This is a genomic window from Wolbachia endosymbiont of Nomada ferruginata (genome assembly GCF_001675785.1).
In the GTDB taxonomy this organism is placed as follows: domain Bacteria; phylum Pseudomonadota; class Alphaproteobacteria; order Rickettsiales; family Anaplasmataceae; genus Wolbachia; species Wolbachia pipientis.
Map to the genome: position 1 here is coordinate 1 of NZ_LYUY01000029.1, position 12,930 is coordinate 12,930.

At 34.7% G+C, this 12,930-nt stretch carries 11 protein-coding genes, 1 tRNA gene and 1 pseudogene; 2 read left to right on the forward strand and 11 right to left on the reverse strand.

The window, feature by feature from the left end:
- The first annotated feature begins 522 nt into the window (after nt 1–522).
- Together BA053_RS02645 and BA053_RS02650 are read left to right on the forward strand one after the other, a co-directional pair.
- The gene (locus tag BA053_RS02645; protein WP_065094428.1) at nt 523–1,053 is read left to right on the forward strand and encodes a phospholipase D family nuclease; all 531 of its coding nucleotides are present in this window, start codon (nt 523–525) and stop codon (nt 1,051–1,053) included.
- 109 nt (nt 1,054–1,162) lie between these two features.
- Nucleotides 1,163–1,705, forward strand: coding sequence for a hypothetical protein (locus BA053_RS02650; RefSeq protein WP_065106720.1), 543 nt, complete (start codon nt 1,163–1,165; stop codon nt 1,703–1,705).
- 122 nt (nt 1,706–1,827) lie between these two features.
- On the opposite strand, the pseudogene BA053_RS07230 reads toward BA053_RS02650, so the two are convergent.
- From BA053_RS07230 to atpG, 11 genes and pseudogenes are all read right to left on the reverse strand, one after another.
- Nucleotides 1,828–1,963: pseudogene (locus BA053_RS07230) on the reverse strand (IS66 family transposase); the annotation flags it as partial.
- 81 nt (nt 1,964–2,044) lie between these two features.
- Complete coding sequence (rnc, locus tag BA053_RS02655; protein ID WP_065094445.1) at nt 2,045–2,743, reverse strand: ribonuclease III; 699 nt, start codon at nt 2,741–2,743, stop codon at nt 2,045–2,047.
- A gap of 205 nt (nt 2,744–2,948) precedes the next feature.
- A complete protein-coding gene (locus BA053_RS02660; RefSeq protein WP_065094426.1) occupies nt 2,949–4,025 on the reverse strand; it encodes a quinone-dependent dihydroorotate dehydrogenase in 1,077 nt (358 codons plus the stop codon).
- 130 nt (nt 4,026–4,155) lie between these two features.
- Nucleotides 4,156–4,227, reverse strand: a tRNA-Cys gene (locus BA053_RS02665).
- 5 nt (nt 4,228–4,232) lie between these two features.
- A complete protein-coding gene (locus BA053_RS02670) occupies nt 4,233–5,129 on the reverse strand; it encodes a class I fructose-bisphosphate aldolase (RefSeq protein WP_065094425.1) in 897 nt (298 codons plus the stop codon).
- 58 nt (nt 5,130–5,187) lie between these two features.
- Entirely contained in the window at nt 5,188–6,198 is a 1,011-nt protein-coding gene (locus BA053_RS02675; RefSeq protein ID WP_065094424.1) for a molecular chaperone DnaJ, read from the reverse strand.
- 55 nt (nt 6,199–6,253) lie between these two features.
- On the reverse strand, nt 6,254–8,560 hold the full coding sequence (locus BA053_RS02680; RefSeq protein WP_065106721.1) for an AAA family ATPase: 2,307 nt from the start codon (nt 8,558–8,560) through the stop codon (nt 6,254–6,256).
- Between the two features lie 204 nt (nt 8,561–8,764).
- Nucleotides 8,765–9,991 carry a DEAD/DEAH box helicase gene (locus BA053_RS02685; RefSeq protein WP_065106722.1) on the reverse strand — a complete coding sequence of 409 codons (1,227 nt, stop codon included), beginning with the start codon at nt 9,989–9,991 and terminating at the stop codon, nt 8,765–8,767.
- Nucleotides 9,992–10,026: 35 nt separating this feature from the next.
- Nucleotides 10,027–10,278, reverse strand: coding sequence for a cold-shock protein (locus tag BA053_RS02690; RefSeq protein ID WP_006279919.1), 252 nt, complete (start codon nt 10,276–10,278; stop codon nt 10,027–10,029).
- 174 nt (nt 10,279–10,452) lie between these two features.
- Nucleotides 10,453–11,787, reverse strand: a complete 1,335-nt coding sequence (locus BA053_RS02695) for a TldD/PmbA family protein (RefSeq protein WP_065094421.1) — start codon at nt 11,785–11,787, stop codon at nt 10,453–10,455.
- An 18-nt stretch (nt 11,788–11,805) separates the two neighbouring features.
- A complete protein-coding gene (gene atpG / locus BA053_RS02700; protein WP_065094420.1) occupies nt 11,806–12,678 on the reverse strand; it encodes an ATP synthase F1 subunit gamma in 873 nt (290 codons plus the stop codon).
- Between the last annotated feature and the right edge of the window lie 252 nt (nt 12,679–12,930).

Sequence of the window (12,930 nt, forward strand, 5' to 3'; positions counted from 1 at the left end):
GAAAAAAAAGGCAAAAGAAGCCCTGGTCATTGTCTATTTTCTGTATTGGCGTTTTTTTAAGTCTTAAACGCTGCAATTTAGCTGCTTTTAAATGCAACTAATCTTAGCTATAAATGTTTAAGAAATTTACTAAGCAGAAAAAAAGGCAAAAGAAATCCCGTGTTAGCTAGTTGTCACTCTCTAATCCTGCAAATCGGCGTACTATACTGTCTTAAACGACTTATAAGCGCGTTTCAGCTTATATAGGTAAAAACCCAGAAATGTTGTGAAGACATAAGGTGCACATAGTGCAAAAAATTAAAAATAAGACGCCAACTACGTTGTTTTCTTGCTGTTTAATCTGCACAGATGAAGATAACTGAATACCTTCAGTTTCATGATAAGGGGGCTGGCGGAGCTTGTCAAGTAAGCTTTTCGTTTCTGACAGCTGTTAACGTGCTGCCAAAAGCTATGCAAAAAGTCTATTGACAGGTGATTAAACTATAATGTAGCCTATCGCCATATATCCTGGGGTGGGTTGTTGTGAGGCTTTTTCACTTTTTATTCTTATTAATGTGTTTTTCTCTGTATTACTATGCGGGTTTTATATTTTCGCCCTGCCCAAAAGCTACGATTTGCTTTTCACCTGGAGAAGATTGTGCTGTGCCGATAATCAGCGTAATAGATCAGTCTAAAAAATCTATCCTAGTTCAAGAATACACATTTACTCTTGAAACAATTGCAAAATCTTTGATCAATGCTAAAGAACGTGGCGTTGATGTTAAAGTCATCTTAGATAAATCGCAACTCTACTCAAAATATAGTGTTATAAATGAATTATTTTCAGGTGGAGTACCAGTTTGGATCGATGATAAGCCAAAAATTGCTCATAATAAGATAATGATTGTTGATAATCAAAAAGTTATCACAGGGTCGTTTAACCTGAGTAAGACAGCTAAAAAAGGAAATGCTGAAAATTTATTAATTATTACAGATTATCCTGAATTGATTCAGCAGTATGTGAAAAACTGGGAGGCACGAATGTCACAGTCTTATAAATATGCTCCCAACTAATCAAAAGCACTTGCTTAAAATCAGTTCTAAAAACAGCAAGAGAGAGCTTTTTTGATTGACTGGCATAATGATTATGATATAATAAACCAAAAGTTTAAGGAATAAAGTAATGGATTATACAAATGATGCTGCCGGTAGCTACACTGCCGTTCATGATTTTTTTCAAAACAATGGTGTTGGAGATTACAAAGTTCAATGCAGTTATGGTGGGGTACCGTATGCTACTGATGAGTACGTGCATTCTGGCGATAAATTTTGGAGTAATAATTTTATAGACTCACATTTTGGAAGGGAAATAAAAATGTATCCTCGAAGTGAACTTTTAGCTAAAGAATATGCTGGAAGTACGCTGCCAGTTTCAATATCACTAGATAAGGATTTAATAAAAATAAAGGAATGTCAGAAAAAAACGAAATTTGTGGAACTAGAAAGGGAGTCAGGTGATTTAGTGCATGATAAGCAAAAGTATGTAAAGTGTTACACAACAAAGCTATCATATGATGATGTACATATTTACAATAACGATAAAGTTTCAACATTTAGCATAAAATACGACGTGCCAAATGATCCGAAATACAGTTTAAATATAACATTTACAAAGGTTAATGATAATAAATCAGGATTTTGGCAAAAATTTAAAAACATGTTTTAACGTGACCATTCACTGGTTTTTACTCAATCAACCAACAACAGTTAATATCAAATTTTTATAATTAAAAAATATGCTATTTTTTAAAACTTTCATTCTCCTTGACTCTGTCAACTTCACAAAACAACTCTTGGACCAAATGTATCTGGCATAACACCTTTTGGTAACTTGCTACTTCTTTTTTTTCCGCATCTCCGACAACGGCCATTGATATTCCACTACATAAGGCTTGATTTTTGGTAGATCAACTTTTTTATGAATAATACTATGCTTCTCCTTAAGTTGACCATTTCCCCTAAACGCTATTAGCTTCCTTAAAACTTACATTAATGCCTATTTTGCCTAAACTGAAGCGTCTTTTCCAATTTTTTCTAGCATCAACTCAGCAGCTTTTTGTTCAGCAATCTTTTTACTAGAAGCACATGCAGAAACTTTACCATAATCTCCTATGCAAACTGATATAGTAAATTCAGGATTGTGCGCTGGTCCAGTTTGTTTTACAAGCTCATACTCTGGTAAAGGCAATTTGTTTTTCTGAGTCCACTCTTGCAGTGAGGTTTTAGGATCTTGAGGGGGGTCAAGCATGCCTTTAGCTAACTTTTCCCAATATTGGATAATAAATTTTTCAACATTTTCAAGCCCGCCATCAATATAAATTGCACCTATTAGTGCTTCAAGCGAGTTTTCTAAATTTTTTAAGTTACATCTCCCTCCATTGCAGCGTTCACTATTATTCATGATGATAAAGCTGCCTAATTTTATTTCTTTAGCAACATTAGCAATGGTGTTGCCACAAACTAAATCCGTCTTTCTTTTTGCCAATGCTCCTTCTTTTTCTTCAGGAAATAGTTTAAACAGTGTGGCAGATACGACCATATTCAAAACACTATCGCCCAAAAACTCTAGTCTTTCGTAGCTTACAATCTGGTTTTTGCTATTCCTTTTATTTACGCTTGGGTGAGTTAGTGCCTCTTCTAATATTGCATAATTTGTAAATTTATAATCAATGATCTTAGATATTGCATCATTCAAACTCTTCATACCCATTATTTAAAAGAATAACACTTCCTATCACACCTTTATACCAAAGAATTAGTTTTGTTTTATTAAAATAATACCAACAACTTCCAAAATATACAGTTTAATAGACTTCTTGCATAACCATTATTTGAATAATGATTCATCGATGTCATTCCGGCGTGTGACGCTGGACCAGTGTCGGCTACTTAGGTGACAGAGAAGATGTCTAATGTATACAACCCACCACCTCACTAATGTTACTAAATCCATCTCTCCTTATTAGTTCTGCAAGTTCTAGATTAATTTTGTTTACAACTTGAGGTCCGTGGTATATGAGAGCAGTGTACAACTGCACCAAAGAAGCTCCTGCCTTTATTTTTTTATATGCATCAGCACCACTTGAGATTCCTCCGCATCCTACCAACAATATTTTGCCCTTAGTAAGTTTGTATATATCGCTCAATAACTCGGTTGAAAGTTTAAACAGCGGTTTGCCACTCAACCCACCACTCTCGTTGTGGTGGGAATGTAAGTTATTCCGACTGATCGTAGTGTTGCTCACTGTTAATCCGTCAATCTTATATTCCAACACAAGCTCAGCGATATTTTCTTTCGTTTGCTGATCTATATCTGGTGAGATTTTTAATATTATTGGTATGGATTTAGAATTATCAATTGATTTCCGGGTTAGAGTTACGGATTTCAACAATTCCGATAATTCTTGCTTATTGTGCAGATTGCGTAAATTAGGCGTGTTTGGGGATGAGATGTTCAGCACTATATAATTGCTTTTTCCATATACTATCTTTATTAAGTCAACATAATCGCTGATTTGGTCCTTTGATGTACTGTTTTTTCCTATGTTGATGCCAAAAATGCAGTCATCAAGCTTGGTTTTATCTATTTGTTTAAGAAAGTAGTCTATTCCTTTATTGTTAAATCCCAATCTGTTAATTACCCCTTGATCTTTAATTAACCGAAAAATTCTTGATTTTTTGTTTCCATATTGTGGATTACGAGTTACAGTACCAGTTTCAATAAATCCAAAACCAAATGAAAGCATAGGCCTTATAACTTCTGCATTCTTGTCAAAACCTGCAGCCAGACCCACGGGGCTTCTGAGCTTATTACCAAAAAAATTCACACTCAAAGATTCTGGTAGCTCTATAGGTTTTCTATAAGGCATTTTCTTTAATGCCATAATTGCCAAAGAGTGAGCAACCTCGGGCGGTAGTAAAAACAATAAATCACGTAATATCATTTTGTAAAACACTTTGCTTATTTTTAGTTTATTTTTTACCATGAAACGCTATAAGAGTATAACCATAACTTGAAAAGAAATTGATTTTACTTATGAATAATTTTCTCTATAGGTTACACACTTAAAGCTACTGTTGAATTGAGCAACTTTTACAAGATATAGAAAATGAAAGAGGCCGGGACCGGAATTGAACCGGTATAAAAGGATTTGCAGTCCTCTGCATAAGCCATTCTGCCACCCAGCCGTTTTTTATGTGTAGATATCCATTATATCTTTTAGCATAGATAAAGCTTCCTCCCTTTTGCGTTGGAAAGTGTTACGTCCAATGATTGAACCATTACCGCCACCCTGCTTAATTTCTTTTGCTTCATTGCATATGTCATTCACTGATTTCGACTCGCCACCAGAAAAAACTACTATTCTTTTTCCTGCAAAACAAGATCTTTTAACATATTCAATTCTTTTAGATAATGATTCAATATTTTCTGTTTCTATTTTCTCCCTTTCCAAATATTTAGTTGGAAGTTTTACTTTTATTATATTAGCGCCAAGCAAAGCTGCCATGTGTGCAGCATAGGCAATAACATCAACCGCTGTTTCACCTTCTTTGGAAATTCCTTCACCGCGTGGATAAGACCATAACACTACTGCAAGCCCATAAGATTTGGCTTCAGCTACGATTTCACGGGCTTCTTCCATCATATCGAAACACTTAGCAGAACCAGGATATATAGTAAATCCAACAGCCAAGCAGCCCAAACGCAGTGCATCTTTCACAGAAGAGGTTATTGCTTGATCAGAAGTCAGATTCTTCGAATGTAAGGAGTTGGAACTATTAAGTTTCAAAATAAGTGGGAGCATTCCAGCATAAGTTGAAGCACCAGCTTCAATCATACCAAGTGGAGCAGCATATGCACTTACTCCCGAATCAACTGCAAGCTGAAAATGATAATGTGGGTCATAAGCATCAGGGTTAACTTCAAAACTTTTTATTGGCCCGTGTTCAAACCCTTGGTCTACAGGGAGAATTACTAATTTGCCAGTGCCGCCAAGCTTTCCATGCATGAGAATACGAGTAAGATTTGCTTTTACCCCGGGGTTTTCACTTTCGTAGTGGTTTAAGATTTGTCTTATTTCTTTACTCATTAACGCTATGAAGTTCGTTTAAAGTATAGCAAAAACCACAGTTGAAGCAAAGATCTTTTTATGGTTCTTGTCCTGCAGGTGTACCTAAAGATGTAACGTTAGGATTGGTGGTGTGCTGTTGTGGCTTTTTTTGGATTAAATCTCTAAAATACATTTTGACAATAGGAAGAACAAGTGGCATAAGCACTAGCTTGTAGTCACACCATGCAAATTTTTCTTTATAGCTAAATTCTGCATCTTCTTCATATAAGCGCTGAATGCAATGTTCACTATATAGTTCAGATGCCTTTGTAAAAGTTCTAAGTAAAGCAATAAGTAATAAATCCAATGCTAAATTAATCATCAGCATTGTTCCATATTGAGCAGGCCAGCCATTTTGTGCTACCTCTGACACTAGACCACATATAGCAAATGTTGCTGCGATACATATCACATAATTATCAGCAGCAATAAGTAGATTGTATCTTCGATTTAATCTATCCAGATTTTCCTCTTGTGAACCTTTTTGTTTACTTGCTGCATAAATAATACCACAAAAGGATATAATAAATAACAACGGCCAAATCCCTATGCTAAATGCATAAAATTGATAAGCGATGCTTTGCACCGTGCCACTATTAGCAAGTTGCGATAAGCAATACTCAACTTTCAGCGATGAAGTAAACACCGCATTTGCTAATATAAAAAATAAAAGTGCTCTATTTATAGCTTTGCTTCTACGTGATAATATTCCATAAATTTTTGTTTGCCTCCTCCGTTCTTCTTCACTTGATAGCCTTTCATATTGACTAGGAGTTTTTCCTTCTTTTAAAGCGTTGAGATGCTTCTCTAGCTCTTTTTTATCTGCACTAAGTTTTTGAAACTTTTCTGTAGCTATCTTTTTCTTCTCTTCATCTTTTTCTTTGTCAGAGTGGCACTTTAATGAAAGCTTTCTAAAGCTCCGTTCAACTAACTTGAGTATATCGTCAAACTCCTGGCTTATTACTTCTTCCGCTTCTATTCCTAGTCTTGAAAATAAATTCTGTAAATCTTGATTACTGTAATATTGATTTCTAGTTAAACTTGCCACTATAGCCTCATTAAAAAAGGCAATTATACTATAAATCCAATACTCAAGCAAGAATTTAAACTATATCAAAAGCAATTTTATTTTCTACTCTATTCATATAGATTCTTAGTTTCTTTCCTTTTATTAATTTACGATTCAGTATTTCTTCCGCTAAGTAACTTTTTATCTCTTTTTCAATAAGTCTCTCTATCGGACGTGCTCCCATTTCCTTACTATAACCCATTTGTACAAGATAAGATTTCACTTCATCCTCTACTAAGCAGTTTATGCCTTTTTGCGTCAGTTGCTTTTTCAGTTCTAGGACAAATTTATCCACAATATGCAAAATCACATCCGTACTTAAGTCAGAAAAAGAAATAATCGCATCAAGACGATTACGAAATTCAGGGCTAAAAACCTGTTCTATCGCTTTTTCGCTATCACCAATGTTAAAATTTTTATGCCCAAAGCCAACAAAACTTTTGCTGCGTTCAGCTGCTCCTGCATTAGTTGTCATAATTAAAATTATATTGGAAAAGTTAACTTTACGTCCGTAAGTGTCTGTAACACAACCATAATCCATAATTTGTAGCAATATATTATAGATATCGCTATGGGCCTTTTCAATTTCATCAAGCAACACAACACTATATTGATTGTTAGATACAGACTCTGTGAGTAATCCACCCTGATCATAACCTACATATCCAGGAGGAGAACCAATCATCCTTGATATCGTATGAGACTCAATGTATTCGGACATATCAAAGCGTATAAGATTCATGCCCATGCTTTCTGCTAATTGTTTTGCTAGCTCGGTTTTACCAACACCAGTTGGCCCTGCAAAAAGATAACTTGCTAAAGGTTTATTGTAATTTCTTAACCCAGATTTAGCAATTTTAATAGAATTAACAAGAGATTCTATTGCCTGCTCTTGGCCAAAAATCACCTTCTCTAGATTAGCTTTTAAAGATTTTACTTTCTGTAAATCATCAGATTCAGATCCACAAGGCACATTTGTAATTCTAGTAATGGTATTCTTAATATCTCTACTATTTACAATTTTACCCCTGTTTCTTAGCAATTTACAATATGCCCCTGCCTCATCAATAACATCAACCGCTTTATCAGGTAATATTCGCCCAGTAATATACTTATGCGAAAGTTCAGCCGCAGACCTAATGGCATTTTTTGTATAATATACTCCATGATACCCTTCATAGTAGTGCTTTATACCATCTAGTATCTTTATCGTTTCATTAACAGAAGATTCTTTAACATTAATTTTTTGAAACCTTCTCGCTAGTGCTTTATCTTTTTCAAAACTAGCGCTGTATTCTCTATATGTAGTTGCACCTATACAACGCAGTGTACCTCTTGCAAGCGCAGGTTTGAGTAGGTTACCTGCATCAAGAAAGCTACCACTTGTAGAACCTGCTCCAATGATAGTGTGTATTTCGTCAATAAAAAGGATCGCACCTGGTTTTACCTCAATTGCTTTTATTATAGATTTTATTCTCTCTTCAAAATCACCTCTGTAGCGTGTCCCTGCAAGGAGTGATCCTAAATCCAAAGCATAAATTATACTGGACCTGAGTGCACTTGGAACACTGCCTTCAATGATCTTGAGTACCAAACCCTCAACTATTGTTGTTTTGCCAACACCTGGGTCTCCAACATATAAAGGGTTGTTTTTTCTACGCCTCAATAATATTTCTATAGTGCGATTTAACTCATAATCACGACCAATAACATAATCTATTTTTTTGCTTCTTGCATAGTCATTTAAATTTTTACAATAACTTTGTAGAATTTCCTCATCTTTTAGTAGCTCACCTTTATTTACTGTAGTAGGAGCATCATTATTTTTATCAAGTTTTACTTTATGATTGGTGGTATATTCATCTATATCGTTAGAGTATTTCATATTAGATATATGGTAAATCAAATTGGAATCTTTCGCATTTTGTTTCTGCAATAGATTTTCAACGTATAAGTCTTGCCTAGACAAAATTTCTACTAGAACATTTGCTCCATTTATTTCTTTTTTTCCCAAGCTATGAGCCCGTATTATTGCTCTGTGTATTATGCATTGAAACATTGAGCTAGGTTTAACTCCACTGATAATCAATTCAGAACTGCTTTGTAAAAACCCTTTTATATTATTATTATAATCATTAGCCTTAATATTGCATCTTGATAGAATGTTATCCATACTGATGATTTCATCGGCTCTGATATTACATCTTGATAAAACGTAATTTACATCCACGTCTTTAGTTAACGCCAGCAATAAATGTTCTACTTTTGCATATTTAAGATTAAAATTAGAAGCAATGAGTAGTGCTCTATTCAAACTTGCCTCTAAGTTTTTGGAAATCATCTCCTATTCTCTTTAAAAGTGGGAACTCATATATAATGAATAGCACACAATTATTAAAAAAATTGAAATCCAGCAGTTCGCTGTAGCCAATTTGAATCCCCACTATGGATCTACGTCACAGCACCGCAACATCTCAGCATAGATTCCGCTAATGAGTAGTGGAATGACGAGTTTTACGCTTATCAAGTTGTAGGTAAATCCTATTTAATACGCTTTTTCTAGTACTCTGCTTTTCTTCTTAAATGCATTGATCTTTTTTCTACCGTATTTAGTCTTTAACGTACTTGGCCTTTTAAAGACCTTTTTGCTGTTACGTTTTTTAAATTGCACACTACAATCAAAATTTAGCTCTCCTTCTTTGTCTGCCAGTGCAGGCAGTCTTCTCTTATCTTGAGGTGTAACAAAAGATAGCGCATACCCTTCAGCTCCAGCGCGTGCAGTTCTACCTATACGATGAATATAGTCAGCTTGCGATTGTGGTGCATCATAATTGATAACATGTTGAATGTGGGGAATATCAAGGCCGCGAGAAGCAACATCTGTTGCAACCATGATTTGATTACGGCCACGACGAAAAGAATTAATGACCCTTTCGCGCTTGTGCTGCCTTAAATCACCATGAATTGCTAAAGCGCTATAGTCATCTTTGTGCAATCTGTTAGCTAGCTGATCCGCTCCTCGCTTTGTTTTGACAAAGATAATGATTGATCCTTCGCGCTGACATAGTTGTGTAACAAGCTTTTCATATTTTTCTGATTCTGATGCATAAACAATTTCTTGCTTAATTTTTACAGAAGTTGTAGCCTCACAATCAACAGAAATACGTTCTGGTCGATTAAGGTACTTCTCAGCAAGTTTTACTATATCTCCAGGAAGAGTTGCAGAAAACATAAGAGTTTGCCTTATTTTAGGCAAATGCTTCATAATTTCTTCAATCTGAACTCCAAAGCCCATATCAAACATACGATCCGTTTCATCAAGCACAAGAACGCTAACATTGCGAGTAATCAAAGTTTTACGCTCAATATGGTCTATAATACGACCAGGAGTACCTATTACAATTTGTGGTTTTTTCTGAAGCTGATTTAGCTGCCTAAAAATAGGCTCACCACCAATCAACAAAGCGACCCTTAGTGCAGAATTTTGAGATAAGAGTTTTCTTATCTCATTTGTTACCTGATGCGCAAGCTCTCTGGTTGGCACGATGACTAAAGCTGAACCAGTGTTAGGCTCATTCAGCAACTTAGCAACCAACGGAATAGCAAATGCTAAAGTTTTTCCAGTCCCCGTTTGAGCAGATCCGAGAATATCTTTACCTTGTAGCGCTAAGGGAATCGCTTGTATTTGAATCGGAGTTGGGACGAAAAGATTATTTTTATCTAGAGCTTGTCTAAGCGAAGCTGGGAGATCCATCTCATGAAAATTATTCACAATACGTTAATCCTGTTAAAAGACTTCATAATAGATTAATCTTCCAATCTTAAATTTATTGCAGATTTTTTATCTTCTCCGTTTCTACCGCGCTCCTCTTTAACCTCATAACTCACCCTTTCTCCTTTTATTCCCTTCTCTTTATTCTCTCCTTTAAGTGCCTCAGGTCTTATTCCCGAACGTTCCAATGTGCTAATATGTACAAAAACGTCACCCCCTTTACCTTCTGGCTTGATGAAACCATAGCCTTTTTCGGCATTAAACCATTTTACATTACCAAATTCCATTTAAACAACTCCTAAATTATTAACTAACATTACTAATGTGATGAAAAACTTTGAAATTACGATTGAGAATGCTTTAAGCTTAGCTATTGAAACTAAACCTTTATACTCCATAGTCTATTCTTAACATTACATGACAATAATACACAATTGTTGTACTTGATGCAAATAAATTTTTTAATCGTTAAGCGAACCTGCAACCGTCATTTCGCTAACTTTAATCGTTGGTGAATTAAATTGCCCACAAAAAGTTAGATCATCTGCAACGACTAAATTGCTAAACATATCCTTCAAATTGCTAGCAATGGTAATCTCATGTATTGGATACGTTATTTTTCCATTTTCTATAAAAAATCCGGAAGCGCCTTGGCTGTAATCGCCATTGATTACATTGACACCAAAACCAAATAAATCAGTTACATATATTCCCTCTTTCACTTCCTGAATTAATTCTTCAAACGATACATCACCATTCTCAATGTAGAGGTTACTAGCTGCAGGAATAACTGCAGCATTACTTGCACGAGTTGCACTTCCGGTTGTTTCTGAGTCTAATTTTCTAGCCGAGTATAAGTCTAAAATCCAATTTTGTAATATTCCGTTTTTTACAAATATATTTTTCTTGCTAGTTATCCCTTCTCCATCAAATGGTCTCGATGCTATGCCTCTTGGCAACAATGGATCATCGATAATGTTAATTCTATCATTGAAAATCTGAGCGTTTAAACTACCCCTCAAGAAAGAACTGTTGCTTATAATACTGCTCCCATTTATAGCAGAAGCAAAACTTTTTACTAGCCCTTTTGCTGCTCTTTTTTCAAAAATAACTGGAAATTTACCAGTTTTCATTGTACGTGAATTCAATTGATCAACTGCTCTTTTTGCTGCTTCTTTTCCCATTAACTCTGGCAACTTTAAATCACTAAAATTACATGCTATATCATAATCGTAACCAACCTTCATTTCACTTTCTCTTCCAGCAACAACAGAGACCTGATTAGCAAAGGTTGATTTACTAAACGAGCCAATAAAACCAGAAACAGTCGATAATACTGTATTCACTAAAGCGTATGAAGAAGAGGCTCCTTCAGAATTAGTGATACTCTTATGTGCAAGGGCTGAATTTTCTGCAGCTTCAGCAATTTCTTTTAGGTTATCAACGGTTACAACATTATTATCTGAGATACTTAAATCTGCAGAAGAGATATAATTACTACCATTTACAGCAAAATTAATGCAAGGATCTTCTGGCGCATTCTTTGCCATTTCTACCACTTGACTTACCGTATCACTAAGATTATTCAAATCGTTTGTAGAAATATACGCAGCTTTGTTTTTACCTGCTATAGCTCTGATTCCTACAGTGCAATTTTTAGATTGTGATATTTGCTCAATTTTTGATAGACGCTGAGAAACTGAAGTCTTATTAGTTTCATATATTGTAACTTCCGCGTCTTGATTCTGCTTTTTTATTAATTTAGTGATATCTGCTGCAATATTTAATATATTCATTTTCTATTCCTTAGATTTTTATAAAGACTCTGCACCACCTATAACTTCAATTAAATCAGTTGTAATTGCTGCTTGACGAGAACGATTATAAAGCAATGCTAATTTGTTCAGCATCTCTTTAGTGTTTCTGTTTGCTGATTCCATAGCAACCATCCTAGCACTATTCTCACTTGTTGCACTTTCAAGCAAAGCAGAGTAAAGAGCAATTACAACGTAATCTTGAACCAAAGATTTTAAAATAAATTCAATATTTTGTGGTTCATACTCATAGCCGTAATCTATTGTTGGACCAGCCAGAGAGCTATCAATCAAGGATGAGTCTTTACTCCATGGTTTTATTGTTTCCAACATTGGTTTTTGCGTGAAGGTATTATAGAATTTACTATAAAAAACTTTAACTTTATCGTATTTACTTAAATCTATACCATCAACCAAAGCTTCTACGTGCTTTAACGTGATTCCCTTACTATTTTCAATTTTTAAGATACTTTTAGAGTCAAATCTATTTTTACCTACATCAAAAGCTTTTTTACCAAGAAATACAATATCTACTCTTTTGCCATTTGCGATTGACTTATTTACACGCTCTTGACTAAATTTGACAATAGAAGAGTTAAAGTTGCCGCACAAGCCACGATCAGACGCAACAATGAATACTAGGTAAGAACCGTCGTTACTGACATTTAGAATTTTTGCCAGTAATTCTTGATCAACTGATAGCATTAATGAAGAAATAATGTTATGCAGCTTAGATACATATAATTTTGAATTTAATAACTTCTTTTGGCTTTGTAACAACTTTGCTGCAGAAACCATTTGCATTATTTTCGTGGTTTTCTGTACAGATTTAATATTCTTAATTCTTAAGGATAATTCCTTTAAGCTCTTCATTTTGTATACAACCCTGATTTATTAAAATATATAACTGTTAGTGTCTAAAAGCAAGTTTTTTTGACATTAAAACCAAGTCTAGCTAAGAAACTTGCAGGTTTATTGTTTGGAGATAAGGATTATATTAAGAAAGTGCTCTAACTTCAGCAATATCAATGTGAAAGTAGCCTAAGAGGTTGTCCGGAAACAAGTAAAAGGCTATAATATCTGAAATTTTAGTACGGGGTAAAGATGAGAAAAAAGTATCCAACA